The organism is Streptomyces sp. NRRL F-5122, assembly GCF_001507435.1.
GTDB lineage: Bacteria > Actinomycetota > Actinomycetes > Streptomycetales > Streptomycetaceae > Streptomyces > Streptomyces lannensis.
This window is the reverse complement of sequence record NZ_LMWH01000048.1, coordinates 115,400-142,359: the sequence shown is the minus strand read 5'-3', so window position 1 is coordinate 142,359 and position 26,960 is coordinate 115,400. Positions and strand designations below refer to the sequence as shown.

The 26,960-nt window shown below is 71.2% G+C and carries 29 protein-coding genes; 11 read left to right on the top strand and 18 right to left on the bottom strand.

Annotation, left to right across the window (positions count from 1 at the left end; genetic code table 11):
- Nucleotides 1-34 precede the first annotated feature (34 nt).
- From ADL25_RS08425 to ADL25_RS08415, 3 genes are all read left to right on the top strand, one after another.
- On the top strand, nucleotides 35-979 hold the full coding sequence (locus ADL25_RS08425; RefSeq protein ID WP_059127018.1) for an ROK family protein: 945 nt from the start codon (nucleotides 35-37) through the stop codon (nucleotides 977-979).
- Complete coding sequence (gene nagA, locus ADL25_RS08420; protein WP_059127017.1) at nucleotides 979-2,121, top strand: N-acetylglucosamine-6-phosphate deacetylase; 1,143 nt, start codon at nucleotides 979-981, stop codon at nucleotides 2,119-2,121. The genes ADL25_RS08425 and nagA overlap by 1 nt, the downstream gene beginning before the upstream one ends.
- Nucleotides 2,122-2,279: 158 nt before the next feature.
- Nucleotides 2,280-3,209, top strand: a complete 930-nt coding sequence (locus ADL25_RS08415) for a 1-phosphofructokinase family hexose kinase (protein ID WP_059127122.1) — start codon at nucleotides 2,280-2,282, stop codon at nucleotides 3,207-3,209.
- A 37-nt stretch (nucleotides 3,210-3,246) separates the two neighbouring features.
- Here the strand turns inward: ADL25_RS08415 and ADL25_RS08410 are convergent, their stop codons facing one another.
- Both ADL25_RS08410 and cdgB read right to left on the bottom strand, forming a co-directional pair.
- Nucleotides 3,247-4,185 (bottom strand): CBM35 domain-containing protein, encoded by a 939-nt coding sequence (locus tag ADL25_RS08410; protein WP_059127016.1) that lies wholly within the window; start codon nucleotides 4,183-4,185, stop codon nucleotides 3,247-3,249.
- A gap of 116 nt (nucleotides 4,186-4,301) precedes the next feature.
- A complete protein-coding gene (cdgB, locus tag ADL25_RS08405) occupies nucleotides 4,302-5,972 on the bottom strand; it encodes a diguanylate cyclase CdgB (protein ID WP_059127015.1) in 1,671 nt (556 codons plus the stop codon).
- Nucleotides 5,973-6,442: 470 nt separating this feature from the next.
- On the opposite strand from cdgB, the gene ADL25_RS08400 reads away from it, so the two are divergent.
- On the top strand, nucleotides 6,443-7,081 hold the full coding sequence (locus ADL25_RS08400; RefSeq protein WP_079050246.1) for a flavin reductase family protein: 639 nt from the start codon (nucleotides 6,443-6,445) through the stop codon (nucleotides 7,079-7,081).
- A gap of 585 nt (nucleotides 7,082-7,666) precedes the next feature.
- On the opposite strand, the gene arfB is transcribed toward ADL25_RS08400, so the two are convergent.
- A complete protein-coding gene (gene arfB, locus ADL25_RS08395; RefSeq protein ID WP_059127013.1) occupies nucleotides 7,667-8,095 on the bottom strand; it encodes an alternative ribosome rescue aminoacyl-tRNA hydrolase ArfB in 429 nt (142 codons plus the stop codon).
- Nucleotides 8,096-8,300: 205 nt separating this feature from the next.
- On the opposite strand from arfB, the gene ADL25_RS08390 reads away from it, so the two are divergent.
- Together ADL25_RS08390 and ADL25_RS08385 are read left to right on the top strand one after the other, a co-directional pair.
- Complete coding sequence (locus ADL25_RS08390) at nucleotides 8,301-8,876, top strand: TerD family protein (RefSeq protein ID WP_059127012.1); 576 nt, start codon at nucleotides 8,301-8,303, stop codon at nucleotides 8,874-8,876.
- A gap of 127 nt (nucleotides 8,877-9,003) precedes the next feature.
- Entirely contained in the window at nucleotides 9,004-9,519 is a 516-nt protein-coding gene (locus ADL25_RS08385) for a GNAT family N-acetyltransferase (RefSeq protein ID WP_059127011.1), read from the top strand.
- A 14-nt stretch (nucleotides 9,520-9,533) separates the two neighbouring features.
- Here ADL25_RS08385 and ADL25_RS08380 read toward each other — a convergent pair whose 3' ends face one another.
- A complete protein-coding gene (locus ADL25_RS08380) occupies nucleotides 9,534-10,934 on the bottom strand; it encodes a M1 family metallopeptidase (protein WP_059127010.1) in 1,401 nt (466 codons plus the stop codon).
- Nucleotides 10,935-10,999: 65 nt separating this feature from the next.
- Here ADL25_RS08380 and ADL25_RS08375 point away from each other — a divergent pair, with 65 nt between their 5' ends.
- Nucleotides 11,000-11,512 (top strand): hypothetical protein, encoded by a 513-nt coding sequence (locus ADL25_RS08375; RefSeq protein WP_059127009.1) that lies wholly within the window; start codon nucleotides 11,000-11,002, stop codon nucleotides 11,510-11,512.
- A 47-nt stretch (nucleotides 11,513-11,559) separates the two neighbouring features.
- On the opposite strand, the gene ADL25_RS08370 is transcribed toward ADL25_RS08375, so the two are convergent.
- The 4 genes from ADL25_RS08370 to ADL25_RS08355 form a co-directional block, all read right to left on the bottom strand.
- Nucleotides 11,560-12,042: an SRPBCC family protein gene (locus ADL25_RS08370; RefSeq protein ID WP_059127008.1), complete on the bottom strand. Its 483-nt coding sequence runs from the start codon at nucleotides 12,040-12,042 to the stop codon at nucleotides 11,560-11,562.
- Nucleotides 12,039-12,362 (bottom strand): ArsR/SmtB family transcription factor, encoded by a 324-nt coding sequence (locus tag ADL25_RS08365; RefSeq protein WP_059127007.1) that lies wholly within the window; start codon nucleotides 12,360-12,362, stop codon nucleotides 12,039-12,041. Before ADL25_RS08365 ends, ADL25_RS08370 begins: the two co-directional genes overlap by 4 nt.
- 112 nt (nucleotides 12,363-12,474) lie before the next feature.
- Entirely contained in the window at nucleotides 12,475-13,449 is a 975-nt protein-coding gene (locus tag ADL25_RS08360; RefSeq protein ID WP_059127006.1) for a zinc-binding dehydrogenase, read from the bottom strand.
- 45 nt (nucleotides 13,450-13,494) lie between these two features.
- Complete coding sequence (locus ADL25_RS08355) at nucleotides 13,495-14,655, bottom strand: NAD(P)-binding protein (RefSeq protein ID WP_059127005.1); 1,161 nt, start codon at nucleotides 14,653-14,655, stop codon at nucleotides 13,495-13,497.
- A gap of 167 nt (nucleotides 14,656-14,822) precedes the next feature.
- On the opposite strand from ADL25_RS08355, the gene ADL25_RS08350 reads away from it, so the two are divergent.
- Nucleotides 14,823-15,497, top strand: a complete 675-nt coding sequence (locus ADL25_RS08350) for a pentapeptide repeat-containing protein (RefSeq protein WP_199839128.1) — start codon at nucleotides 14,823-14,825, stop codon at nucleotides 15,495-15,497.
- 66 nt (nucleotides 15,498-15,563) lie between these two features.
- On the opposite strand, the gene ADL25_RS08345 is transcribed toward ADL25_RS08350, so the two are convergent.
- From ADL25_RS08345 to ADL25_RS08335, 3 genes are all read right to left on the bottom strand, one after another.
- The gene (locus tag ADL25_RS08345; RefSeq protein ID WP_267889237.1) at nucleotides 15,564-16,076 is read right to left on the bottom strand and encodes a GNAT family N-acetyltransferase; all 513 of its coding nucleotides are present in this window, start codon (nucleotides 16,074-16,076) and stop codon (nucleotides 15,564-15,566) included.
- 70 nt (nucleotides 16,077-16,146) lie between these two features.
- Entirely contained in the window at nucleotides 16,147-17,553 is a 1,407-nt protein-coding gene (locus ADL25_RS08340) for an NAD(P)/FAD-dependent oxidoreductase (protein WP_059127004.1), read from the bottom strand.
- 10 nt (nucleotides 17,554-17,563) lie between these two features.
- Nucleotides 17,564-18,229, bottom strand: a complete 666-nt coding sequence (locus tag ADL25_RS08335; RefSeq protein WP_181923088.1) for a rhomboid-like protein — start codon at nucleotides 18,227-18,229, stop codon at nucleotides 17,564-17,566.
- Between ADL25_RS08335 and ADL25_RS08330 the strand changes: the two genes are divergently transcribed.
- The 3 genes from ADL25_RS08330 (at nucleotide 18,216) to ADL25_RS08320 (ending at nucleotide 21,471) form a co-directional block, all read left to right on the top strand.
- A complete protein-coding gene (locus tag ADL25_RS08330; protein ID WP_059127003.1) occupies nucleotides 18,216-19,130 on the top strand; it encodes an aminoglycoside phosphotransferase family protein in 915 nt (304 codons plus the stop codon). The two genes, ADL25_RS08335 and ADL25_RS08330, sit on opposite strands and share 14 nt — an antisense overlap.
- A gap of 197 nt (nucleotides 19,131-19,327) precedes the next feature.
- Nucleotides 19,328-20,386: a right-handed parallel beta-helix repeat-containing protein gene (locus tag ADL25_RS08325; protein WP_059127002.1), complete on the top strand. Its 1,059-nt coding sequence runs from the start codon at nucleotides 19,328-19,330 to the stop codon at nucleotides 20,384-20,386.
- 32 nt (nucleotides 20,387-20,418) lie between these two features.
- Nucleotides 20,419-21,471, top strand: a complete 1,053-nt coding sequence (locus tag ADL25_RS08320) for a methyltransferase (RefSeq protein WP_234380732.1) — start codon at nucleotides 20,419-20,421, stop codon at nucleotides 21,469-21,471.
- Between the two features lie 90 nt (nucleotides 21,472-21,561).
- Here the strand turns inward: ADL25_RS08320 and ADL25_RS08315 are convergent, their stop codons facing one another.
- The 7 genes from ADL25_RS08315 to ADL25_RS08285 form a co-directional block, all read right to left on the bottom strand.
- Nucleotides 21,562-21,894, bottom strand: coding sequence for a TcmI family type II polyketide cyclase (locus ADL25_RS08315; protein WP_059127001.1), 333 nt, complete (start codon nucleotides 21,892-21,894; stop codon nucleotides 21,562-21,564).
- Nucleotides 21,895-21,914: 20 nt separating this feature from the next.
- Entirely contained in the window at nucleotides 21,915-22,394 is a 480-nt protein-coding gene (locus tag ADL25_RS08310; protein WP_059127000.1) for an SRPBCC family protein, read from the bottom strand.
- A gap of 1 nt (nucleotide 22,395) precedes the next feature.
- A complete protein-coding gene (locus ADL25_RS08305) occupies nucleotides 22,396-22,650 on the bottom strand; it encodes an acyl carrier protein (protein WP_059126999.1) in 255 nt (84 codons plus the stop codon).
- 98 nt (nucleotides 22,651-22,748) lie between these two features.
- Nucleotides 22,749-23,993: a ketosynthase chain-length factor gene (locus tag ADL25_RS08300; protein WP_059126998.1), complete on the bottom strand. Its 1,245-nt coding sequence runs from the start codon at nucleotides 23,991-23,993 to the stop codon at nucleotides 22,749-22,751.
- On the bottom strand, nucleotides 23,990-25,258 hold the full coding sequence (locus tag ADL25_RS08295; protein ID WP_059126997.1) for a beta-ketoacyl-[acyl-carrier-protein] synthase family protein: 1,269 nt from the start codon (nucleotides 25,256-25,258) through the stop codon (nucleotides 23,990-23,992). Before ADL25_RS08295 ends, ADL25_RS08300 begins: the two co-directional genes overlap by 4 nt.
- Nucleotides 25,255-25,707, bottom strand: a complete 453-nt coding sequence (locus ADL25_RS08290) for a cupin domain-containing protein (RefSeq protein ID WP_059126996.1) — start codon at nucleotides 25,705-25,707, stop codon at nucleotides 25,255-25,257. The genes ADL25_RS08295 and ADL25_RS08290 overlap by 4 nt, the downstream gene beginning before the upstream one ends.
- Nucleotides 25,708-25,771: 64 nt before the next feature.
- On the bottom strand, nucleotides 25,772-26,914 hold the full coding sequence (locus ADL25_RS08285; RefSeq protein WP_059126995.1) for a SchA/CurD-like domain-containing protein: 1,143 nt from the start codon (nucleotides 26,912-26,914) through the stop codon (nucleotides 25,772-25,774).
- Between the last annotated feature and the right edge of the window lie 46 nt (nucleotides 26,915-26,960).

The following is a 26,960-nucleotide window of genomic DNA, read 5'->3' as shown; positions in this document are numbered from 1 at the left end:
GACCTCTTGCGGGTCCAGGAGCCACACTGTCTCCGTGAGACATGTCATCGCGCTCGACGTGGGCGGCACCGGGATGAAGGCCGCCCTGGTAGGGGCCGGGGGTGAGCTGCTGCACCAGGCACGCCGCGCGACCGGGCGGGAGCGCGGACCGGAGGCCGTGGTGGAGTCGATCCTCGACTTCGCCGCCGAGCTGAGCGCGCACGGCGAGCGGCACTTCGGCGTGCCCGCCGCCGCGGCCGGCGTCGCCGTGCCCGGGATCGTCGACGCCGAGCGCGGTGTCGCCGCCTACTCGGCGAACCTCGGCTGGCGTGACGTACCCCTGCGCGACCTGCTCAGCCGCCGGCTCGACGGCGCGCCCGTCGCCCTCGGCCACGACGTGCGCACCGGCGGTCTCGCCGAGGGCCGTGTCGGCGCGGGCAAGGGAGCGGACCGCTTCCTGTTCGTCCCGCTCGGCACGGGCATAGCGGGCGCCATCGGCATCGGCGGCCGCGTCGAGGCCGGGGCACACGGCTTCGCCGGAGAGATCGGCCATGTCGTCGTACGGCCCGGTGGGGCCCCGTGCCCGTGCGGTCAGCGCGGCTGCCTGGAGCGGTACGCGTCCGCGGCGGCCGTGAGCGAGGCCTGGGCCGCGGCCTCCGGGCAGCCGGAGGCGGACGCGGCGGACTGCGCGGAGGCCGTCGCATCCGGGGAGCCGAACGCCGTTCGAGTGTGGCAGGAGGCCGTGGACGCGCTCGCGGACGGTCTGGTCACCGCGCTCACCCTGCTGGACCCGCGCACCCTGATCATCGGTGGCGGGCTCGCCGAAGCGGGGGAAACCTTGTTCACACCGCTGCGGGACGCCGTCCGGCGGCGGCTCACCTTCCAGAAGCTGCCGTCGATCGTCCCCGCCGCGCTGGGGGACACCGCCGGATGCCTGGGCGCGGGACTCCTCGCCTGGGATCTCCTCGAATCCACCGACCCTTCGGAGGTAACCACCTGATGGCCACTAGCAAGGTTCTCGCCGGTGCCCGGGTGGTGCTGCCCACCGGGATCGTGGACGACGGCCGGGTCGCCGTGGAGGGCTCACGGATCGCCGCGGAGGGCGCCGCGCACGCGCAGACCGTCGACGTGCGAGGGCACTGGCTGGTCCCCGGCTTCGTCGACATCCACAACCACGGCGGCGGCGGGGCGTCCTTCTCGGGCACGGCGGACGAGGCCCTGACGGCCGTGCGCACGCACCGGCTGCACGGCACCACCACCGTCGTCGCCTCGACCGTCACCGACGACATGGACTTCCTCGTCGGGCAGGCCGGGCTGCTGTCCGAACTCGCCGAGCAGGGGGACATCGCCGGCATCCACTTCGAGGGGCCGTTCATCTCCCCCTGCCGCAAGGGAGCGCACTCCGAGGAACTGCTGCGCGACCCGGATCCGGCGGAGGTCCGCAAACTGGTCGACGCCGCCCGCGGCCACGCGAAAATGGTCACGCTCGCCACCGAACTGCCCGGCGGCCTCGACTCCGTACGGCTGCTCGCCGAACACGGCGTGATCGCGGCGATCGGGCACACAGACGCCACCTACGAGCAGACGGTGGCGGCCATCGACGCGGGCGCCACGGTCGCGACCCACCTCTTCAACGCCATGCCGCCGCTCGGCCACCGCACCCCCGGCCCCATCGCCGCGCTCCTGGAGGACGAGCGGATCACGGTCGAGCTGATCGACGACGGCACGCATCTGCACCCGGCCACCGTCCAGCTGGCGTTCCATCACGCGGGCGCCGGGCGGGTCGCCTTCATCACCGACGCGATGGACGCGGCCGGCAGCGGCGACGGGCGCTATCTGCTCGGCCCGCTGGAGGTCGAGGTCAGCGAGGGTGTGGCGCGGCTGGTGGAGGGCGGTTCGATCGCGGGCTCGACACTCACCCTGGATCGCGCCTTCCGGCGGGCCGTCACCGTCGACCGGCTGCCGGTGGAGGACGTCGTGGCGGCCATCTCGGCCAACCCGGCGAAGCTGCTGGGCATCGACGACCGGGTGGGCTCGCTGGAGCCGGGCAAGGACGCCGACCTGGTACTGCTGGACGCCGAGTTCGAGCTCAAGGGTGTGATGCGCCGCGGCGAGTGGGTGGTGGATCCCCAACTGGGGTGATTCATCCGCATGTTGGCAAAAGGCGGTCGGCTCGGGGGACTGGGCCGACCGCCGACTCTTTTGGCATGATCGAGCCTCCGCACACGCCGTCGGCAAGCGCATTCTGGAATCCCGTTTCCACGGATCGCGCCGCCATGACTTCGAGGGAGGTCCCCCAGGTGATCCTCACGGTCACGCTGAACACCGCTCTCGACATCACCTATCGGGTACGAACGTTGCGGCCGCACGCCTCGCACCGGGTGACCGAGGTGACCGAACGCCCCGGCGGCAAAGGGCTGAACGTGGCCCGGGTGCTCGCGGCGCTCGGCCACCGGGTGACCGCGACAGGATTCGCCGGAGGCAGGACGGGCCGCTCGGTCCGGGACCAACTCGCCGACACCTCGGGCGTGGTGGACGCGCTCGTCCCCGTAGCGGGGGCGACCCGGCGCACGATCGCGGTCGTGGACCAGACCACCGGCGACACCACCCAGCTGAACGAACCGGGCCCGGTAATAGCCCCCGCCGAGTGGTCCGCCTTCCTGGAGTCGTACGGCGAACTGGTGTCCTCGGCCGCCGCGGTGGCGCTGTGCGGCAGCCTGCCGCCGGGGGTGCCGGTGGGCGCGTACGCCCAACTGGTGCGCACCGCACGGGCGGCGGGCGTCCCCGTGCTGCTCGACACGAGCGGCGAACCGCTGCGTCGGGGTGTCGCCGCCCGCCCCGACGTGGTCAAGCCGAACGCCGACGAACTCGCCGAACTGACCGGTTCCCACGAACCGTTGCAGGCCACCAGGGACGCCCGGAGACGCGGCGCACACACCGTGGTCGCCTCGCTGGGCGCGGAGGGGCTGCTGGCGGTGAACGCGGAGGGCCGCTGGCGCGCCGTCCCTCCGAGCCGGGTCCTGGGCAATCCGACGGGCGCCGGCGACTCGGCGGTCGCGGGCCTGCTGTCCGGCCTGGTGGACGTGCTGCCGTGGCCGGCCCGCCTCGCCCGGGCCGTGGCCGTGTCCGCGGCGACCGTACTGGCCCCGGTGGCGGGCGAGTTCGACCGCCGGACCTATGAGGAACTGCTGGAGCGGGTGATCGTCACACCGCACAACGCCGCGGCGTGAGAGGTGCTCGGCACGGGGCTTCACGGGCCCCGCGCGGCTACTTGTTCGCCCAGCCCTTGGTCAGCCAGAGCTGGTCGAAGTTGGCGTTGCACTGGTTCCCCTGCTCGCAGGAGATCCGGATGGTGTTGGTGCCCTTGTTGAGCTGGACGTAGTTGAACGTCTTCGTCCAGCCCTTCTCCCAGTCGCCCTGCGGCGCGTTCGCCCAGTTCTTCAGGGACATGGGGGTGGTCTGGGCCGTGCCGTTGACGGCGAGGGTGGCCGTGGCGTCGACGCCGGGGACGCCGTAGCCGGTGTGCAGCGTGTACTTGCCGGTCGACGGAACGTCCACGCTCCAGGTCACGGCGGCACCGGGGGCGTTGAAGCCCTGGACGTAGACACCGCCGCCCGCCTTGGCACCCTTCACGTCGGACGCGGTGCTGGTGCCGCCCTCCAGGCGCAGCGCCTTGGCGTCGACGGTCGGCAGCGGGCTGTCGTCCGTGGCCTGCTGGGTGGCGGACTGGCTCGGGTCCGCGCTCTGCGCGGCCGACGGGCTGGAGCCCGCCTCGTTGCCGCCCTTGTCGCCGTCCGAGTCGCCGCCGATCATGGCGATGCCGATACCGATCACGACCGCGGCGACCACCGCGATCGCACCGATCAGGAGGCCCTTGGTGTTGGGGCCCCGGCCACGGCCGCCGCCGCCCGTGCCGACCGACGTCTGGCGGGTGGTGGCGGCACCGCCGGGCACGGTCTCGGGCGCGGCGTAGTGCGCGTTCGGCTGCCCGTACGCCTGCTGCTGGGGCACCTGGCCGTAGGCGGCCGTGGGGGCCTGCGGCTGGCCGTACTGGCGCTCGCCGACCGGGCGCACTCTGTTGACGGTGCCCGGGTAGCCGTAACCGCCGGTGGGAGGCTGTGCGCCGTTGGCCTGGCCGTCGGCATAGAGGTAGCCGAACGGGTCCTCGTCCTCGGGCGTGCTCGCGCCGTTGTTGCCGGGCGTCATCCCTAGGTCTCCTCAACAGGTGCGGGTCCAGATGCATACGTGGCTGAATGGCGAGCCTACCCGTTCCCAGGACCCCAAACTGCTGTTCTCCCCATCACCCAGGCAATGACCTGCGTTTATCCAGCTCGTCTGTGTTGTTTGGGACGAGAACGTTTCTCTACGTACATCCGTTCGTCAGCGGATTTCAACACTTCGTCCGCCGTCATACCGCAGTGCGCCCAGCCGATTCCGAAGCTTGCGCCGACCCGCATGGCACGGCCGTCGACCCGGATGGGCTGGATGATCTCGTTGCGCAGGCGCACCGCGAGGTCCTGGGCGTCGGCCTTGCCCAGCCCGTTGGCGAGGACGACGAACTCGTCGCCGCCGAGTCGGGCCACCGTGTCCCCGTCGCGCACTCCGCGGCTGAGCCGCCGGGCCACCTCGATGAGGACCGCGTCGCCCGCGTTGTGGCCGAAGCGGTCGTTGATCGACTTGAAGCCGTCGAGGTCGCAGAAGAGCACAGCGAGCCCCTTGGTGCCGTCGTCGCTGTCGATCTCGGGGGCGACGGTGTGCACATGGTGGTCGAAGGCGTCGTACGGCCCCCGGGGGTGGAAGTCGAACGTGTGCCCGGCCCCGTCGAAGGCCGCCGGGTGGCCGGCCGCGTGATCGCCGTACGCCGCGTCCAGGGCGTCGGCCGCGCCCGGGGGAAGGGACTGCGGACGCTGGCAGAGGCGGGCGGACAGGCGGGAGCGCAGCTCGGCGGAGTTGGGCAGTCCGGTGAGCGAGTCGTGCGAGGCCCGGTGGGCGAGCTGCAGCTCGCGGCGCTTGCGCTCCTCTATGTCCTCGACATGGGTGAGGAGGAAGCGGGGCCCGTCCGCGGCGTCGGCGACGACGGAGTTGCGCAGCGACACCCAGACGTACGTGCCGTCGCGGCGCCCGAGCCGCAGTTCCGCCCGTCCGCCCTCGGCGGAGGTCCGCAGGAGGGTGCCGATGTCCTCGGGATGGACAAGATCGGAGAACGAGTAGCGGCGCATGGCGGAGGCGGGCCTGCCCAGCAGCCGGCACAGCGCGTCGTTGGTGCGCAGGATCCGCCCGTGCTGGTCACCGCCCATCTCGGCGATGGCCATGCCGGACGGGGCGTACTCGAAGGCCTGGCGGAAGGACTCCTCGCTGGCCCGCAGGGCCTGCTGCTCCCGCTCGAGGCGGACGAGGGCCCGCTGCATGTTGGCCCTGAGGCGGGCGTTGCTGATGGCGATGGCCGCCTGGAAGGCGTACATCTGGAGCGCCTCGCGGCCCCAGGCACCGGGCCGCCTCCCGTTGCGCGGCCGGTCGACCGAGATGACCCCGATCAGTTCGCCGCAGCTGCCCTGCACGCTCGGTGTGTACATGGGCGCCAGGAGACGGTCGGCGGGGTGCCACTCGTCCTCGAAACGGGGCTCGGGACCATCGGTGTGCCACTGCGGCACGTCGTCCTCGTCGAGCACCCAGCCCTCGGTGTGGGGTATGAACCGCAGATCGCCCCAGGTCTCGCCCATGTTCAGCCGGCGGTCCCAGGAGGCACGGGAGCCGACGCGTCCGGTGATCAGCGACTCGGCGGCAGAGTTGCCGGCGAACGCGGCGACGACGAGGTCACCGTCCGGCCGCACGAGGTTGACGGCCGCCAGCTCGTAGCCGAGGCCGCCCACGACGCCGTCGGCGACGGTCTGCAGCGTGTCCGCCAGGCTCCGAGCGGTGTTCATGTCCGCCATGACCTGATGCAGCTGCCGCAGGGACGCAAGACGGACATACGGCTCCGACTCGGTGTCCACTCGCCCTCCCCTCGAGGTCTCGCAGCAGCTCCAGGGACGCGTCGGCGTACTACGGTTCTCCCGGTTTTCCTCGGTGCGCTACTCGGCGTACTCCATGCGTAGCGTCGTGCAGCGCCTCAGCCACTGAATCACAGCGCGCTGCCCACTAGGTACACAGGGTCAACAAAATACGGCCCCTGTGACTCAAGTCACAGTGGAACATGAACAATTGAGTGGGATTCCGCGTTTTTCCTGTGCGTTTACCGCCCGCAATTAACGCCCCGTGCAGAAGCTGTGATCATACGTGCCAACTCCATGACGACCGGGCCACGTTGAGTGTACGGGCCGATCATGCACGCCGACGCCCGGCGACGTCCCCGCCGTCCGCGGGCCGGCCCCTACGCACCGCCGGCGTCCGCCCATGGTCCTAGGTCGCGCTTCGGGCCCGGGGCCGATGTGCGCGTCCGGCCGCTCCGGCTAGCGTTCCGGGCGTGCTGAAGACTCCCCCTTCCCCGCCCGTGCCAACCGCCCCGTCCGCGTCCGGGCATCCTGAAGGGGTGAGCAACGACGAGTTCCGTGCCGCCCTGTCCCGGCTGGCCGCGGGGGTGGTCCTGGTGACCTCGCACGAGCCCCCGCTGGACGCCGGGGGCCCCGCCGCCACGAGCTCCCCCGGTACCGTCGCCCCGGGGGGATCCCCGGCGCGCCGCGACATCACCCGGGGCGAGGACGTGGGCATGACGGCGACGGCCTTCATGTCGGTGTCACTGGACCCGCCGCTGGTCCTGGTCAGCCTGCGTGAGGGCTCGCGCATGGACGACCTGCTCGCCGAGCAGCCGCTGTGGGGCGTCTCCGTGCTCGCGGAGAGCCAACGGCACATCGCGGGCCGATTCGCGATGAAGGGGCGCATCAGCGACCGGCTCCTGTTCGAGGACATCCCGTACACGCGCGGCGAGGCCTGCGGCGCGCTCCTGGTCGGCGGCGCCCTGGCGACCCTGGAGTGCAGCACGGAGCAGCGCGTGCCGGCGGGCGACCACACGCTGGTCATCGGACGGGTGCTGAGCGCGCAGGTGCCGAGCGCGGAGGGCGGACCGCTCATGTACTTCCGGGGGCGCTACCGGCACCTGGACTGAGGGGTGCGGGTACGGGGCGCAACTCCACGGCATCGGCCGGCCGCGATCCGTGCGACGGGCGTCATTTCGGAACTCGAGGCTTGCGTCTTTCCCGGTTTCCACGGAACGGACGGGTCTTTCTTGCGCATTCGGCAATTCCGCCCGCCTCCCGAAGTGCCGTTTTTGAAAATTGGTCAGCCCCGCCCGCGGCAAGAACGCACGGCTGCTTTTTGCACTATTGCCACGACGACTTCCGCAAGGCTCGCCCACGAGTGACCGTGCGTCCTCCGGGCGGACGGGGGCGAGGCGGTTGCGCAGGTCACTCGGTACGGCGCTCGCGACCGGCGTGACGGGCAGCCGGGGCATCGGCCGGACGCCGCCGGCCGTCGCCGCATCGGCGGTCGTGTCGCCGAATCCCGCGACTCCACCCGCCCCCTCCGGACAACCGAGCTGTCCATGATTTTTCCATCAAGACACCAGATGTTCATGTTCGCGGGGGTGGTGGAGCCCGACCGGTCCTGAAGGGCCGCTCCGCTCCGGCGTTCTCGGCATTTCCCGTCGCGTTCGGGAGGGGACGACGGAGAACGACCGCGCCCCACGAAGGGGCTAGTGCCAGTCCCGTCCGGACCGGCCCCGCTTGGTGTCCGAGCGCTGCTTCTTCTCCCGCAGCCGGCGTTCGTTGATGCCGCGGGGGATGCGGGTCGCTTTCCGGGGCTTCGGCGGCGGAGCCGTCGCCTCGGCGAGCAGGGAGGCCAGACGGACGGCGGCGGCCTCGCGATTGCGCCACTGCGAGCGGTGCTCGGACGCGCGTACGGTGACGACTCCGTCGACGAGCCGCCCCGCCAGTCGCTCCAGGGCCCGCTGCTTCCACACCGGGGGCAGGGCCTCGGTCCGCTCCAGGTCGAAGCGCAACTCCACCTGGGTGTCGCTGGTGTTGACATGCTGCCCGCCCGGCCCCGACGACCTCGAGAAACGCCACAGGAGCTCGGCCTCGGGAAGCGAGACGGAGCCGCGAATGACGTACGGACCGGACATGCCTCCATGGTCGCGCGACTGACCGGTCCACGTCACGCGAATATCACCCACGCGGCCGCCGCGGAAGACTCCGGGTAAAGAAAGTAAAGAGATCCGGAACCATCGGGACCCCCCTTGGCGTTGAGACGGGTAGCTGTAGCTTCGTGCCGTACGAAGCGCACAGACACCGCACCGCGTACGCGACCGAGGGAAGGGACTCCCAACAATGGCTGTAAGCCTGTCCAAGGGTGGCAACGTCTCGCTCACCAAGGAGGCTCCGGGCCTGACCGCCGTCACCGTGGGCCTCGGCTGGGACGTCCGCACCACCACGGGCACCGACTTCGACCTCGACGCCTCCGCGATCGCGGTCAACACCCAGGGCAAGGTCTACTCCGACCAGCACTTCGTCTTCTTCAACAACAAGCAGACCCCGGACAGCTCGATCGTCCACACCGGTGACAACCGCACGGGTGAGGGCGCGGGCGACGACGAGGCGATCAACGTCAACCTGGCGGCCCTCCCGGCCGACATCGACAAGATCGTCTTCCCGGTCTCCATCTACGACGCGGAGTCCCGCTCGCAGAACTTCGGCCAGGTGCGCAACGCGTACATCCGCATCGTCAACCAGGCCGGCGGTCAGGAGATCGCCCGCTACGACCTGTCGGAGGACGCGGCCACCGAGACGGCCATGGTCTTCGGCGAGCTGTACCGCAACGGCGCCGAGTGGAAGTTCCGTGCGGTCGGCCAGGGCTACGCCTCGGGTCTGGTCGGTATCGCCCAGGACTTCGGCGTCAACGTCTGACCCCCTGGGCGCTTCGGCGTGAAGCCCCCGGCCGCGGTGCGCCGCGGCCGGGGGCTCGGCCCTGCCCCCTGACCGGAGCTCTGCACACCTCCTGCCCCCGGGGTTCCGTCGCGATACTTTGGGCCCCGTGATCCTCGAGTCCCTCCCCCTCACCCCCGACCACGACATCCCGGGTCCGCTGCTCGTCGAACTCACCGCGCTCTATGTCTCCAACCGCGAGTTCCACGCACTGAGCGGCGACTTCCCGGACCCGGACGACATCCGCCCCGAACAGGTGGCGGCCGAGCTGGCCGACGAGCTGGCGAACCCGGACGTCGAGGTCCTGCTCGCGCGCAGCGCCGGGCGGCTGACGGGCGTCGTGATCACCCTCGCGCACCATCCCGACCCGGCCGACCCGGACCCCTGGATCGGCCTGCTGATGGTGGACGCGGGACTCCAGCGCCAGGGGCACGGCAGGCGGCTCGTCTCCCTGGTGGAGGACCGGTTCCGCTCCACGGGCCGCGCCGCCGTGCGCCTGGCGGTGCTGGAGAACAACCCCAAGGCCCTGGCCTTCTGGACCGCCCTCGGCTACGAGACGATCGACCACCGCCCGGACCGCGGCCGCCGGCGCCCCTGCGCCGTGCTGCGCAAGGCGCTGCACTAACGGCTCCCGTTGCGTCAGGGGTGTTCCGGCCTCCCCTGCCCGTAGAGCCAGTCCCGCCAGATCGCGCGGAAGTCGTGGCCCGGTGCCGTTTTCTCGACGTAGGCGGTGAAGTCGGCGGTGTCCGCGTTCCCGTGACGATGGGTCGCCGCCCAGCCGCGGACGATGCCGTAGAAGGCGTCGTCACCGACGGCCTGCCTGATCTTTTGCAGGACCATGGCGCCGCGTTCGTAGACGGGGCTCTCGGAGATCTCCGCGGCGCCGGACGGCCTGGCGGGCGCGAACCCCCAGATCGCCGCGTCGTCAGCCGGGTCCTCGTAGTAGTCGCCCCGGTAGAGCGCGTCGAAGGTCTGCTGGGCCGTGCTGCCGCCATGGCCCTCCTGCCACAGCCACTCCGCGTAAGTGGCGAAACCCTCGTTGAGCCACATGTCCCGCCAGCTCTTCGGCGTCACGGAGTCGCCGTACCACTGGTGGGCGAGTTCATGGACGAGGATCTCGGTGTCCGGGGCCCCGGGGAAGACGGGGCGCGTCTGGGTCTCCAGTGCGTAGCCGGCGTCGTGCGGCCGGTCGACCACCGCGCCGACGGAGGAGAAGGGGTAGGGGCCGAAGACGCGTTCCGCCCACTCCATGATCTCCGGGAGCTTCGCCAGCACCTCCTGGCTCGTCCGCGCCTCTGCCGGGTCCACGGCGACATACACAGGCAGGCCGTTCTTCAGCGTGGAGCGGGTGATCTCGTACCGGCCGATCGCGAGCACGGCGAGATAACTCGCCATCGGCTGCACGGTGCGCCAGGTGTAGGTGGTACGGCCGCCCTTCGTCGTCCGGCTCCTCAACTCACCGTTGGAGACGGCCTCAAGGCCCTGGGGGATCGTGATCCGGATGTCGTAGGACGCCTTGTCGGACGGATGGTGGTCGCCGGGGAACCAGGTCATCGAGCCCGTCGGTTCGCCGAGCGCCAGTGCCCCGTCGACGGTCCGCAGCCAGCCCTCCTTCGAGCCGTCCGGATCGGTGATGGTCCCGGGAGTGCCCGAGTAGCGCACCGTCGTGCTGAACGTCTCACCCCTGTCGAGCCCACCGGAAGGCCGCACGGTCAATTCCTGGCCGGACCGGCTCCAGCGGGCGGCGCGCCCGTCGACGGCGACGGCGGCCACCTCCAGCCCCCTCAGGTCCAGGTCGAACGCGGAGAGGTCCTTGGTCGCGCGTGCCGTGACAACCGCCGTGCCGGTGAGACGACGGTCGGCCGGGTCGTAGGCGAGGGTCAGGCCGTAGTGGCCGACGTCGTAGCCGCCGTTGCCCATCCCCGGGAAATAGGGGTCGCGCAGGCCGGATCCGCCGGGGGTTCCGTGTACGGCGCCGCCGCACGCACCGAGGACGAGTGCCACGAGGACGACTGGGACAATGCGTACATATCTGGACACACCCACGATCCTATGAGGGCAGGCCGCGGAGGTGGGGCCCGCAGCGGCGTGACACCATCGCCCCCGTGCTCGACATCGGCTACGCCCTCTCCAACCGCTTCCCCGACCCGCCGCAGACCGACTACCGCCGTGCGGACGTCCACGCGCTGCGACACGACCTGTTCTGCGGGGACGTCTACCTCGCCGACACCGAGGCGGACCGCGAGCTTTCCACAGCCTGGGGATGGGTGCCGGTGCTCGACTTCGCGTGGGCGCTGTGCGACATCGTCGAGCAACTCGACCGCGATCCCCTCGGCAGCCGCTCCGCCCGGCCGCTGCACGCGGAACTGGACTTCACCGAGTCCACCGACCGCATGCTCTTCGAACGACGCTTCGGCTGGGTGGACATCGAGGCGGAGTGGCTGCCGCCGTCCGAGCCGCCGCTGTCCTTCTCCCACGCCGAACTGCGCCACGAGTCCCGTGACTTCCTGCAGGATCTGATCGCCGACCTCACGGACCTGCACGAGGACCTCGGCGAGAACCCGGCGATCTGGACTCTTCAGGCCCGCTTCCCCAGGGTGCCCCGGAAGCGGCGGTGACCGCGCCCTCCGGCGCGGCCACCGCCTCCCCGTCCCACGGACGGCTCTCAGCCGCCGGATGCGAACAGGGCGGCGAAGCGGGCCAGATACAGCGGCCATCCGGCGTCGTTGCCGACACCGTCGGCGACGGCCCGCCAGCCGGGGCCGTGCCGGTCGATGTTGCGGTGCTCCAGCTCCACCCTGGTGCGCTGCGTGGTCTCGGCGACGAACCGGACCTCGACCTCGCTGGTGTTCTCCGGCTCGGTCTCGATCTGCCACTGCGGGTCGATGTCCCAGCTGAACACCACCCGGTCCGGCGGCTCGTAGGCGAGGACACGCGCCCATCGGCACTCGCTGCCGTCCACGCCGCGGTCGTAGATGTGGCCGCCGGCCTTCGGCTCGAACACGGTCTCGGCGATCTCCACCGCGAGCAGGTTGTGCTCCGGCGGCTTGAAGTCGCCGAACCGCTCCGTGAACGCGGTGAACGCCCGCTCGAGCGGCGCCTCGACGACGATCCGCCGACGGACCACCGTGGTGGCTTCCTGGGTCATGAGCTTTCCTCTTCCGGTTCTTCGACGACGTCCTGGTAGCCGGCCAGCGCCCGGTTCCAGAACGTCTCCAGTTGATCGCGCAGCGCGGCCACGCCGGCCGGGTTGAGCCGGTAGATCCGGCGAGTGCCGTCCGCTCGCTCGCTCACGAGCCCGGCGCTCTTCAGCACCTTCAGGTGCTGGGACACCGCCGGTCGGCTGACCGGGAGCTCGTCGGCGAGTTCACCGACCGCGCGCGGCCTGTCGGCCAGGCGCTCGACGATGGCGCGCCGGGTGGGGTCCCCCAGGGCACCCAGGGCATCGCCGGCTTGGTAAGTACCCACGAACGGTAAGTCTGGACTTACGGATATCTGAGCGTCAAGGCCACCGGCGAGAAGGGCCGCCGTCCACAGGCGGGCGATCGATGTCCGGGCCCCCCGGCGGCGGCCCGCGGCCTCACGGCTCCAGCACGACCTTCCCCACCGTTGCCCGCGTCTCCAGGGCCCGATGGGCCGCGGCCGCCGCCGCGAGCGGGAACCGCTGGACCACCGGCACCAGGCGCCCGGCCGCGGCCTCCGCGAGAGCACGCTGTTCCAGGGTGCGCAACGGGTCGGGGCCACCCGCCCTCCGCAGCATCACGGGGCCGAGCACCTGCTCGGAGACGCCCTCCACGAGGTACGGGCTTCCGCCCCTGATGCCCTCGGCGGACCAGCCGAAGACGATGTGCCTGCCGCCGGGAGCGAGCAGGTCCACCGCCGTGCGCGCGACCGTGCCGCCCACACCGTCGAGGACGACCGTGACCGCGCCCCGGTGACCGTCCAGGCGCGCGGCCCACTCGGGGTCCCTGTAGTCGACCGCGAGGTGCGCACCGTTCTCGCGTACCAGCGCCACCTTCTCCGCCCCTCCGGCGAGCCCGATCACGGTGGCACCCGCGTGCCGGGCGTGCTGCACGAGGAGGGTGCCGATACCGCCCGCGGCCGCCGGGACGAGGACCACGGAACCGGGTCCGAGGTCGGCGAACTGCACGATCCCCATCGTCGTACGCCCCGTGCCGATCATGGCGACCGCCTGCGCGTGGTCGAGGTTCGGCGGGGTCTCGTGCAGGCGCTCGACGTCCATGACGGCGAGCTCGGCGTAGCCGCCCGGCGCGAACCCGAGGTGCGCGACCACCCGTCGGCCGAGCCAGCGGGCGTCGACCCCCTCGCCGAGCGACACGACGGTGCCCGCGACCTCGCGGCCCGGGATGGTGGGAAGGGAGATCGGACCGGGCGCCGGACCCGTCGCGCCCTCTCTCAGCGCCGTGTCCAGCAGGTGCACACCGGCCGCGCCCACCGCGACACGGACCTGCCCCGGACCGGCCTCGGGGTCCTCGACCCGCTCGTAGGTCAGGTTCTCCGCCGGGCCGAAGGTGTGCAGACGGATGGCGTGCATGGGCGGGCTCCTCGTCGTCGCTGTCGGAGGACCCACCCTTCGGCCTCAAGCGCGCTTGAGGTCAAGGCCGCGTCGGCCGACGGCCAGGGACACTGCGGCGAGGGCGCTGTTGAAGGAGACCTCCGACAGCACACCGGGTGCCGCGACCTGGTCGCCCGCGAGGTAGACACCGCCGCCGCGGTCGACGGCGGGCCGGTCGCGCCAGCTGGTGCCCGGCAGGTCCACGGCGCCCGTACGTCCCCGGGCCACCGCCTCCCGCCGCCACACGACCCGTTCGCGCCAGCCTTCGTAGGCGAGGTCGAGCAGGCGCTCGGCACGTGCCACGCCGTCGGCCCGGGACTCGTCGGGCGCGATCGGGATCTGGCCCTGGATCAGCTGCTCCCCCGCGGGCGCCAGCGAGCGGTCCTTCGCGGTGAAGCGCTCGATCCAGCCGGGCGCGTCCAGGTCGGACACGGCCCAGGCGTCGCCCCGGCGGGTGCGCAGTGCCAGGTCGATCAGGGCGGTCCGGCCACCGTCCCAGACCAGCGAGTCGTCCCCGAGGAGGCGACGGGCCGCGTCCAGGGAGGTGGCGACGATCACGGGGGTGCCGGTGGGCAGCGTGTCGACGCGGGACAGGGTCTCCATGCGCACGCCGAGATTCCAGGCGCGCGCCGCCATCCGGTCGATGACGCTCGCCCAGCCGCCCTTCGGCTGGTGCGCCTCGGTCGGCAGCCTGGTGGTCCGGCGCAGACGCTCCTGGACGAAGGCGGCGGACAGCGAACCGGGGTCGTGATGGAAGACGGCGATCCCTGAGTAGTGGGCCGCGGCACGCGCGGCCTCCTCACCCGCCTCCTCGCTCGCCCAGGTGAGGAAGTCGACGTCCACGGGCGCCCGTACGGAGGTCCGGCGCAACAGCTTGAGCATCGCGAAGGGCGGGGTGCGGCGCAGCACGCCCTTGTGGTGCAGGCGCAGACGGGCCGCTTCCAGGGGCGGGAGAGGAGCGAGCGGGCCGATGAGGTCCCGCTGCCCGAGCCAGGTCCAGTGCGGGCCGCCGCTGTAGAGGGCGTGCGGCCCTTCGTTGGTCCGGTAGGGGCCCTCGTCGGTCCGCGCGCGCCCGCCGAGGGTGTGGTGGGCCTCGTACACGGTGACCTTGGCCCCGGCCTCGGCGGCGGTGATCGCGGCGGTGAGCCCGGCGAATCCGCCGCCGACGACGGTGATGCGGTGCATGGGTGGGGTTCTCCCTCCTGGCGCAGGCCCTGGCTCGAAGCACGGTGCGCAGAGCCACGTCGCGAGTCGCGTCGCCCATACGACGCCGGAAGGCACCCCGAATGTGACATCGCTGGAGAAGACGCAGGTCAGGGGGATTGTCACCGGCGGCATGCACCATAGGGGGCATGACGCGGAGCAATCGGGTGGTGAAGGCGGCGCGGCGCCCCGAGGTGCGGCTGCCCGAGCTGGTGGCCGCCTCGATCGGCGAGTTGGAGCCGGACGGGGACTACGACGGGCTGGAGTTCCATGAAGCGGACTTCGCCGGGCAGGACGGCGCGGGCGCCCGTTTCATGGACTGCTCGCTGACGGGCTGTGCCCTGGACGAGACCCGGCTGCACCACGCGCGCGTGCTGGACTCCGTCCTCACCGGCATACGGGGCGTGGGCACCGATCTGGCCGAGGCGAGCCTGCGCGATGTGGAGCTGGTGGACGCCCGGCTGGGCGGTGTGCAGCTGCACGGCGCGGTCCTGGAGCGGGTGCTGGTGCGCGGTGGCAAGATCGACTATCCGAACCTGCGCAAGGCGCGGCTCAAGGACGTCGTCTTCCAGGGCTGCGTCCTGGTCGAGCCGGACTTCGGGGGTGCCCGACTCGAGCGGGTCGAGTTCGTGGACTGCGTCCTGAAGGGTGCCGACCTCACGGCGGCGACGCTGGTGGACGTGGATCTGCGCCGCGCCGCCGAGTTGGACATCGCCCGCGGGGTGGGCCGTCTGTCCGGTGCGGTGATCAGCCACACCCAACTCCTGGACCTGGCCGTCGTGCTGGCCGCCGAGATCGGTGTGCGGGTGGCCCCGGAGGACTGAGGTACGACGCCCCGGACATCCGAAGCCACGGCCGTGGTCCGGGGGCGTCCCCGAACCACTTCCCGACTACGCCCGCCGCCCCAGCTTCGTGAGGGCCTCGTCTGTCAGCCGGTAGACCGTCCACTCGTCCTGCGGGCGGGCGCCCAGGGCCTCGTAGAAGTCGATGGACGGCCGGTTCCAGTTGAGGACCGACCACTCCAGCCGCTCGTAGCCCCGGTCCACGCAGATCCGGGCCAGCTCCGTCAGCAGCGCCTTGCCGTACCCGCTGCCGCGGGCCCCGGGACGGACATAGAGGTCCTCCAGGTAGATGCCGTGCACACCGCGCCAGGTGGAGAAGTTCAGGAACCACAGCGCGAAGCCGACGGCCTCGCCGTCCTCCGTCTCGGCGATGTGCGCGAACGCCGCGGGCCGCTCGCCGAACAGCGCCTCGTGGAGCTGGTTCTGTGTCGCCCGCGCCTGGTCGGGCTCCTTCTCGTACTCGGCCAGTTCTCGGATGAGCGTGTGGATGACGGGCACGTCGGCGGGTATCGCGGTACGGATCACCATCGCAGTGTCACACAGGCGCCGCGGGCCCGACACCTCCTGCCGGCGTTCTCCACCGCTGGTCAGAGCGGTCGATCACGTCCGGCCGGTACGGACGGCGCCGGCCTCAGTGGCGTCCCGCGACGCGGTCGGCCAGTTGCGCGAGCCGTGAGGACCCGGCGGAGTGCGTGGTCAGTTCGCGACGGTCCGCCGTGCGGTATGTGGCGTACATGCCGTGCACTCCGAGCCAGCGCAGCGGCTCCGGCTCCCACTTGCGCACCCGGTGGTTCACCCACGGCAGCGCGGTCAGGTCCGTCGGCCCGGCCTGACCCGAGTCCTGCCGCACCAGATCGCGGAGTGTGCGGGCGGCGAGGTTCGAGGTGGCCACCCCCGAGCCGACGTATCCGCCCGCCCAGCCGAGGCCCGTCGACCGGTCCAGGGTGACCGTGGCGCACCAGTCGCGGGGCACCCCCAGCACACCCGACCAGGCGTGGGCCACCTTCACCCCGGTCAGCGACGGGAAGAAGCGCACCAGGATGTCGTACAACGCCTCGATGGTGGCGGGCTGCGTACGGCCGTCGTTGTCCGTGCGGGAACCGAATCGGTAGGGGACCCCGCGGCCGCCGAGCGCGATCCGTCCGTCGGCGGTGCGCTGCGCGTACATGTAGGCGTGCGCCATGTCGCCCAGCGTCTCGCGTCCCTCCCAGCCGATCCGGGCCCACTGCTCGTCGGTCAGCGGCTCGGTCGCGATCATGGACGAGTTCATGGGCAGCCAGGTGCGCCGCTGGCCCTTCAGCGACGCCGTGAAGCCCTCGGTGCACCGCAGGACGTAGGGCGCCCGGACCGTGCCGTAGGGCGTCACCGCGTGCTTCGGGCGGATCTCCGTCACCGGCGTCCGCTCGTGGATCGTCACCCCGAGCGCCTCGACGGCCGCCGCCAGCCCCTTGACGAGCTTGACCGGGTGCAGCCGCGCCCCGTGCGGGGTCCAGGTGGAGCCGACCGCGTCCGCGACCCGGATCCGCTCGGCGGTCTCCACGGCGCCGTACAGCTCGCGGTCCTGCTCGCCGAACGACAATTCGTGCTCGTGGAACGCCCTGAGCCGGGCCAGTTGCGCGGGCGTGTACGCCACCTCCAGGACACCGCCGACGTGCACGTCCGCCTCGATGCCCTCCTCCCGGGTGACCCGTACCACCTCGGCGACGGTGTTGTTCATCGCCTTCTGCAGCCGGACGGCGGCCTCACGGCCGTGCAGCTTCGCGTACCGGTCGCGGCCCGCCACACCGTTGTAGAGCCAGCCCCCGTTGCGTCCGGAGGCGCCGTACCCGCAGAACTTCTGCTCCAGCACGGTGATGCGCAGGAAGGGCGCGGCCTTCTTCAGGTAGTACGCGGTCCACAGTCCGGTGTAGCCGCCGCCGACGATCACGACGTCTGCGGACCGGTCCCCGGAGAGGGGTTCGCGCTGCGCGGGGAGGCCGTCGTCGGCGTACCAGAAGGAGACACCGCCGTTGACGGCGCCGCTGACTGCGCTGCTCATGGGCCGGACGTTAGCTTCTGAGGGAGGCCGGTGTCTCCTTCGGATTCCATGGTTTTTCGCGGCCCAGGGTCAGCGGATAGCACGCGAACCCGATCAACAGTGCCACGAAATGCCCGAAATCGGTGAAGGTGGGCGCGGCCATGAGAGGGACCGTGTACACACACAGGACCACCGCCAGATAGGCGTAGCGCCAGGGCGCCGTGATCCGGTAGACGAGCACGGCCACCACTCCGGCCAGCGCGTAACTCACACCTATGTCCAAAGTGCCGGCCGCCGACCTCGGAGCGGTCCCGTCCCGTATCGCCTCCAGCAGGGCGCCCTCACCGGCCAGCGTGGCCAGCACATGCGCGGCGACGCACACGGCCAGCCAGCGCGCGGTGCCCAGCCAGCGCTCCGCGGGTGCGTGGAAGACCGTGTAGAGCACGGCGTACGGCAGCCAGCGGCCACCGTCTATCCACATGGCGCTGGTGATGAACACACGCACGGGGTTGGACGACAGCTCGTCTAGGTTGGTGGACCGCTGCCGCAGGAAGTCCTCCTCGAACCGCGGCGGCATGTGGTGCAGGGCGACGGTGGTGACGAACAGGACGAGCAGCCACAGATAGGTGCCCGGGGCGCTGCGGACGTATGCCGCCGCCGCCCCGAGCCGTCGCCTGGCCCGTATGACCCCGCTCACAAACGCAAGTATGGTCGGGAACGTGATCGACGTGCCTGGCGAGCTGGCCGCCGCACAGGAGAGATTCAACGGGGCCGCGGGGCGGGCGTTCGTCGCGGACCTGCCGCGGCGGACGGCAGAGTTCCTGCGGCGATGGCGGCTGCGGATCGACGGACCCTCGATGTACGGCATGTGCGCCCTGGTCCTGCCGGTGGTGCGGGCCGACGGTACGCCTGCCGTGCTCAAACTCCAGTTCCTGGACGAGGAGAGCGAGGGTGAACCGGTCGCCCTGCGCGTCTGGGACGGCGAGGGGGCCGTGCGGCTGCTGGAGCAGGACCCCGCCACGGGCAGTCTCCTGTTGGAACGCCTCGACGCGGCCCGCGCACTGACGCACGTGCCCGACTCCCGTGCGGCCGTTCTGGTCCTCGCCCGGCTGCTGGCCCGGCTGACGTCCGTGCGGGCACCGGAGGGGATGCGGCAGCTGGGTGACAGCGCCCGGGCCATGCTGGAGGCGGCACCGCGGGTCCTGCCGACCCTCCCCGACCCGAGCGACCGCCGGCTGATGGCGGACTGCGTCGCCGCCGTGCGCGAGGTGGCCGCCGAGCCGGGTGAGCGTCTCCTGCACTGGGACCTGCACTACGACAACGTCCTGGCCGCCGACCGGGAGCCCTGGCTCGCGATCGACCCCAAACCGCTGTCGGGCGACCCGGGGTTCGAGCTCTTCCCCGCCCTGCGCAACCGCTTCGAGCCGGCCGAGACCCTCTGGCGCTTCGACGCCATGACCGAGGTCCTGGGCCTGGACCGGGAGCGCGCACGGGCCTGGACCCTGGGCCGCGTCCTGCAGAACGCCCTCTGGGAGGCCGGCAGCGGCCGCCCTCTGTCACCGGACGAGCTGGAGATCGGCCGCACACTGCGCAGGTGAGGCGCGCCCCGGGGCGGTGCGCCACCCGGAGGAACAGGGCACCCGCGCCGCCACGACCGCCGTGGGCCGTTCGTGGAGGACCACATGGGCGTCGACCACGGGCACCGGATGGGGCGACCGGCCCAACGCCCCACCAGACACGCCACCGAATGGCCGATCCGGCTTGCGGAGGCGCATCCGGTCATAGCGTACAGAATATGACGAAACGCCATATCGCCTACCTCGTATGCACCACGGCGCTGCTCGGCTCGACGCTCAGCTGCGCGGCCGCGACCGCCGCGGGTCCCTCGACCCAACTGGTGCGTCAGGGGGACTCGATCCAGAAGGCGGTGGATGCTGCCGGTTCCGGAGACACCGTCCTCGTCTCCGCGGGCACCTACCGTGAGAGCGTCCGGATCACCAAGCCGCTGACCCTGCGCGGCATGGGCCGGAGCACGGTGATCACGCCGGCCGCCGGCTCGTCCTCGAACGCCTGTGCAAAGGCCGGCAGCGGCATCTGCGTGGAGGGCAAGGACGGTCACCCGGTCGAGAACGCCGCCGTCGAATCGCTGACCGTGACCGGCTTCCCCAAGAACGGGGTGTGGTCGTCGTGGACCGACGGCCTGACCGTCCGGCAGGTGACGGCCGAGAAGAACGGCCAGTGGGGCATCGCGCAGGAGCAGTCCACCCGAGGCGTGCTCCTGGACAACTCCGTCCGCAACAGCGGCAACGCGGGCATCTTCCTCGCCAACACCTCCAGCGAGGAGGCGGCGGCCCTGGACACCAAGGGCGCGGTCATCGCACGGAACCGGCTGCAGGGCAACCGGGTCGGGGTCACCGTCAGACGGCTCAGGGACCTCAGCGTCACGGGCAACGACTTCACCGCGAACTGTGCGGCGGTGTTCGTCGTCGGTGACGAGAACAAGCCGCGCGGTGGGGCGCTGACCGTCAGCGACAACTTCATCCACGGCAACAACAAGGTCTGCCCGAAGGCCGACCGGCTGCCCGTCATCCAGGGTGCCGGAATCGTCCTCACCGGCGTCGAGAAGACCGTCGTCACACGGAACGTGATCACGGACAACGCCGGCTCCTCCCCGTTCGCGGGCGGCATCGTGCTCTTCAAGAGCATGGTCGGCTCCCCCAACGAGAACAACCAGATCACCGCCAACACACTGATGCGCAACGGCCCGGCGGACCTCGTCAACGCGGACACCGGCACGGGCAACACCTTCCACGGCAACTCCTGCCGGGCCTCCAAGCCCGCGGGACTGTGCTGACCGACCGCGGATCCAGAGAGGAGAGGCAGCACATGACGACCGCAATGCAGGCCGCCGCGACGGCCGAAGCCCCGGCTCCGCCGCCGTCCATGCGGCTGAGGGAACTCGTCTTCGGGGCGGCCTGCGCCGCCGCCCTGCGCGCCGCCGCCCGGCTGGGCGTCGCCGACGCGCTGGGCGAGGGACCGACCCGCGTGGAGGACCTCGCGGCCACCGTCGGGACCGAGGCCCGGACGCTGCGCCGGCTGCTGCGTGCCCTGTCCTGCTACGGCGTCTTCGCCGAGCAGGAGGACGGGACCTTCACGCACACCGAGATGTCCCGGCTGCTGCGCGAGGACGACCCGAACAGCCTGCGCAACATCTCGCTGTGGTGCACCGAGCCCTGGACCTGGGAGGCGTGGCCGCGGCTGGACGAGGCGGTGCGCTCCGGCCGGAACGTCGTCCAGGAACTGTACGGCAAGGAGTTCTTCGTCTATCTCAACGAGGACGCCCCCGAGTCGGCCGACGTCTTCAACCGGGCCATGACGACCTCGAGCACCCAGTCCGCCCGGGACGTCGCGGAACTCCTCGACCTGTCGGGGAGCTCCTCGGTCGCCGACATCGGCGGCGGCCAGGGACATGTGGTGGCAAGCCTGCTGGAGAAGTACCCGTCGATGCGGGGAACCCTTCTCGACCTGCCCCGCGTGGTGGAGAAGGCCGACCCGCGGCTGCGCCCGGGAGGCTCGCTCGCGGACCGGGTCACCATCGTGCCCGGGGACTGCCGCGAGACCGTCCCGGTCGGGGCCGACGTCTACGTCATCAAGAACATCCTGGAGTGGGACGACGACAGCACCGCCCGGACGCTGCGCAACGTCATCGAGGCGGGCGGGCCCAAGGCGAGGGTCGTGGTCATCGAGAACCTCGTCGACGACACCCCCTCGATGCGGTTCAGCACCGCGATGGACCTGCTGCTGCTCCTCAACGTGGGCGGGGCCAAGCACACCACCGGGAGCATGGTCGACCGGCTGACCGGCGCCGGTCTGGTCGTCGACTCGATCCGGCCGGTCAACGCCTATCTGCACGCCTTCGACTGCACCGTCCCCGCGTGAGCGCTGCGGCCGGAACGTCGAGGCCGCACACCATCGGTCGCCGGGTCCGCGGCTGACGCGGACCCGGCGACCGACGGCCGTGCGGACGCTTCACCTCGCGGCGTCCCGCTCCCAGAGGTAGAAGCGCTGCGCCATCGCGTCCTTCGGAGAGCGCCAGGTCGCGGGGTCGTACGCACTCACGTACGCCGACAGCTGCTCGCTGATGTCCCGGAAGGCGGGGTGCTCGGCCACCTTGGCGATGGCCGGACCGGGCTCCCGCTCGGACTCGACGAGGTGCATGTACACATCGCCGAACTGGAAGAGGCTGCGGCGGGTGACCCCGACGAGGTGGGGCAGTTCTCCCCGGTCGGAGTCCTCGAACACCTTGGCGATGTCCGGGGCCGACCCCGGGGCCATGCGGGCGACGATGAGGGCCTGATGCATCAGCCTGTCCTCCGTCCGGCTCAGTCGGCCAGGGCCGGCGCGGGCCGGTGGCTGCGGGCGGCCTGCTCGATCCGGTCCCGGATCAGGGCCATCTGGACCTTGGAGTTGCGGTTGATGTTGTCGGTCATCCAGGCGTCGTCGACCGGCGCCTCCGGCTTCATCTCGAAGTCCTGGGTCCACGTCATCCGGGTGCCCTCGGGGGCCTCCTCGTACTGCCACCGGATGTTCATGTAGGCGAAGGGGCCCGGCTCGACGCGGCGGGCCTTGACGCTGAGCGCGTCGCGGTCGGTCTCCCGCTCCGAGACCCAGCTCCACACCGTGCCCTGCTCGTCGGGATGCATGGTCAGCCGGAAGGTCGTCCGGTTCCCCTCGCGGGAGAGCACCTCGCAGGACGCGTACTCGCTGAACAGCTGCGGCCAGTTCTCCAGGTCGTTGGTCATGTCCCACACCAGGTCCACCGGTGCGGCGATGGTGATGGCGTTCTCCGTGTGTCCGGCCATGTCAGGCTCCTGCCATAAGGGTGCTGTTGACGAGATCGAGGAACTGCCGGGGGGTCTTGCAGCGCTCCGCGTCCGGAGGCATCTGCGTGCCGTGCCGGTTCTCCAGTTCGCCCACGATGCCGAGCAGGCCGAGGGAGTCGATGCCGAGACTGTCGAAGCCGGAGTCGTAGCGCTGCTGTAGTTCCTGCGGAGCGACGGTGACTCCGGCCGCCTTCTTCATCAGTTCGGACAGTTCTTCCAGGGTGATTCGGCTCATTCGGTTCCTCTCCTTTGCTTCAGGGCGGCCTCACTTCGAGACGTCGCCTCTTTCGGTCGTTCGCCTGCGGGGCACCGCGGCCGGTGCCGAGAGCCGACTCACTCGGCGGCGCCGTGCCGCAGCACGAGCGCCGAGTTCGACCCCATGAGTCCGCGGCTGAGGATCAGCGCCGTGCGCAGATCCGCGGCGCGGGCACGGGTGGTCACCAGGTCGAGGTCATGGCAGATGTCGAAAACGTTGGGCGTGGGCGGGATCAGGCCGTGCTCCATCGCGAGCACCGCCGCAGCGGCGTCCAGTACGGGCGCCGCGCAATAGCCACGGCCGGTGCCCGTCTTGGGCGCCGTGACGGGCACACGTCTGCCGTGCGCACCGAGGACGTCGGCGATGGCCAGCGCCTCGGCACGGTCCGCCTCCGGCACACCGAGGGCGTCCGCGAAGACCACGTCGATCTCCTCGGGCGCACAGCCGGCCTCGTCCAGGGCACCGCGGATCGCCTGGACGAGTCCCTCCCGGGAGAGCTCCCAGCGGGAGGCCCCGGTGAAGGTCGACGCATGTCCGGCGACGGTGGCCCGCACCTGCGCGCCCCGCTCACGGGCCGCCGCCTCATCCTCCACGACGAACATGGCGCCGCCCTCCGCGGGTACGAACCCGCAGGCCCCGGTGGTGAACGGGCGGTAGGCCCGCGCCGGGTCGTCGGACGTGCTGAGTTCCTCGTAGCCGAGCTGGCAGACCATCGAGTAGGGCGCCAGCGGTGCCTCGGTCGAACCGGCCACCATCACGTCGGTGCCCCGTTCCACGGCCCGTGCGGCGTGCGCGAGGGCGTCCAGGCCTCCTGCCTCGTCGGCGGCGACGACCGAGCAGGGGCCCTTGAGCCCCCGCCGGATGGAGATCTGGCCGGTGCTGGCCGCGTAGAACCAGGCGATGGACTGGTAGGGACCGACGAAGCGGCTTCCCTTGCCCCACAGCTGCTGCAGTTCGCGCTGGCCGAACTCACCGCCGCCGGACCCGGCAGCGGTGACCACACCCAGGGAGAACGGCGATTGCGCGACGGTGTCCCGGCCGATCCGGGCCTCCTCCAGCGCCAGATCGGCCGCGGCCATCCCGAAGTGGGTGAACCGGTCGGTCTGGACGAGGAAGCGCTCCTCGACCGCCGCCGACGGCTCGAAGGCGCGGACTTCGCCGGCCACCCGCAGCGGCAGATGATCGCAGCCTTCGCGGGTGATCCGGTCCAGAACGCTCATTCCCTCCCGGGTGGACTTCCAGAAGGTGTCGGTGTTCGTTCCGTTGGGCGCGACGACGCCAATTCCGGTGACGGCAGCGCGCCTTCGGTGGAATGCGCTCATCCTGTCCTCTCCCTCGGCCGGTTCAGGACGACCGCGGACTGGAAGCCGCCGAACCCGCTCCCCACGGAGAGCACGCTGTTCAGCTTCCGCTCGCGGGCGACCCGGGGCACGTAGTCCAGGTCGCACTCGGGGTCCGGCGTCTCGTAGTTCGCGGTCGGCGGTACGGCCTGGTGCTTCAGGGCCAGTACGCAGGCCACGACCTCGATCGCGCCGATCGCCCCAAGGGAGTGACCCACCATGGACTTGATGGAGCTCATGGGTGTGTCGTAGGCGTGATGGCCCAGTGCCCTCTTCACCGCGGCTGTCTCGTGCCGGTCGTTCTGCCGTGTGCCCGAGCCGTGCGCGTTGACGTAGTCGATCGCCGAGCCGTCGAGACGGGAGTGGTCGAGGGCGTCCTCGATCGCCCGGGCCATCTCGAGACCCTCGCTGGTCAGACCGGTCATGTGATACGCGTTGCCGAAGGTCGCGTAGCCGCTGATCTCGCAGTACACATGCGCTCCGCGGGCGCGCGCGTGTTCCAGCTCCTCCAGGACGAGCACCGCGCCGCCCTCGCCCATGACGAAACCGTCACGGTTGTTGTCGAAGGGACGGGAGGCGTGAGCGGGATCGTCGTTGTTCGGCGACGTCGCCTTGATCGCGTCGAAGCAGGCCATGGTGATCGGTGAGATCGGCGAGTCCGACGCACCGGCGATGCAGATGTCGGCCCGGCCCTCCTCGACGGTGTGGAAGGCGTATCCGACCGCGTCGAGCCCGGAGGTGCAGCCCGTGGAGACGGTCTGCACGGGTCCGTGGGCGCCGAAGCGTTCGGCCACCGCCGAGGCGAGCGTGCTCGGAGAGAACGCCCGGTGCAGCTGGGGCTGCGCCTCATGGTGGTCCACGTCCCAACGCTGCCCACCATGGCTGACCAGGACGTAGTCGTGCTCCAGCCGGGTGGTGCCGCCGACCGCGGTCCCCAGGGAGACCCCGATCCGCCAGGGGTTCTCCCGGACGAGGTCGAGGCCGGCGTCCCGTACGGCTTCCTCGCCGGCGACGAGGGCGAACTGGATGTACCGGTCGGCACGTTCGATCTGCTCCGCGTCCAGCCCGTGGGCCGCCGGGTCGAAGTCGCACTCGGCGGCGATCCGCGAACGGAGGCCGGTCGGGTCGAAGAAGGTGATGCCCCGCGTCGCGGTACGGCCGTTGGCGAGCAGATCCCAGAACGCCGGTGCGCCGATGCCGCCCGGTGCCACGACGCCTATGCCGGTGACCGCCACGCGCCGGGTCATGACCGGACCTGACCTCGGTCGGCCTGCCCGGCACCTTCCGCACCCGCCGCCACCGCGACGGAGTCGGTCTCCTCCGTGTCCACGTGGCCGAGCTGCGGCCGCGGCGCCAGGGGACCGAGGTGGAAGACGAGACGGGCCTCCTCGTCGCCGACGTTGCGGAAGCGGTGCCGCATGAAGGCGGGGATCATGAGTCCCTGCTCGGGCCGCAGCGGGTGAGGCTCGCCGTCCAGGTCCACCTCCAGCTTCCCGCAGATGACGTAGACGAACTCCTCGGAGTACGGGTGGTAGTGCTCGCCGATGCGGTCGCCGGGCTGCACGATGGCCACGCCCATGAAGCCGCTGGTGGAGCCGACCGTGGCCGGGGTGAGCATGGCGCGCAGATCGCCGCCGCGTCTGCGGTTGTGCTCGGTCTCGCTGAGATCCACGATCTTGGGACGGGTTTTGATCACGTCGGTTTCCTCCGTTGGGGTGCTGCGCCGACCTGGGCGTGACCGCCGTGCCCGGCGGGTGCCGTCAGGCTTCGGGCGACGACCGGCGGTCGGTGATGAGGTCCATGCGGGCGAGCGTGAGGAAGCGCGCGAGGTCGCCGCTCCCTGTGTCGGCGGCGGCGCCGTCGAGAAGGGTCGTCAGCTCGGCCACCTGTGCGGTGTCCGTCAGGCCGAGGGACAGCGCGGGCTCGGCCTCGAGGCTGTCCCTCACATCGATCAGGCGCACCACGATGTCGTCGCGATGGAAGATCGTGCTGCCGCAGATCGGGCTGCGCGGGTCGTCCGCCGCCGCCTCGTCCTGCCGCGCCAGCAGCCGGGCCAGCTCCATCCCGCGGCCGTGCTTGGCCGGGTAGTGGAGGGCGTACCGCTCCGCCTCGGTGCAGTCCTGACCGCCCGTCACGTGGTGTACGGCCGGGACCGCCGCACGGGTGAAGAAGACCCTGGCGGCCTCGGCGTCGTTGAGGTCGCGCTCCTCCTCCAGGTACGGGTTGATCGCCTCCTCGACGGCACGCACCTCGGGCTGCCGGGCGACATGGCGCAGCGCCGTGAGCAGGTCGCCCTCCACCTCGATGGCCCGCACGACCCGGTTGCCGTGCATGAACAGCGAGGTGCGGCAGAGCCGGGTGGTGTCGTCGACCCGCGCCTCGGGGGAGGCGTAGCCCTGAAGGATCTTGGCGACCTCCCGCTCGCTGCCCGGCCTGACGGTGAAGGTGAGCGCATGGCGGATCTTGCCGTCGCCGATCCGGGGTGCCTCCTGGAGCCGGCGCGTGGCGGAGGCGGACGGCATCTGGCGTCCCGTCTCGCGCACGATGTGGAAGCGCAGCGAACGGGTGTCCCGGACACAGCTGTGCAGCGGCCGCACCATCTGCACGTGCTCCTCGCTGTTCACCCAGTCGAGGAAGGGCGGAGCACTCTCCCACTCGCTGGTGATGAGCCACTGGGACGGGTTCTCGATCGACTGACAGAGCTGGTCGCTGACGTGTCCGGGTACGGACGCGACCTGACTGCACAGCTGTTCGTAGGCTTCAAGAAACTGCTGCTGGGCTCCGTCGTAGACGTCCACGAGCAGCACGACACGGAGTGGAGAGCCGTCGAAGACGGACTGGGAGACCCGTCTCGACACCTGTCGCGTCAGCGGTTCTGAGACACGTTCAGACGTTGTGGTCATCCTGAGCACTTCTCCTTCGCGGGGCAGAGGTCAACGTCGAGCCGCG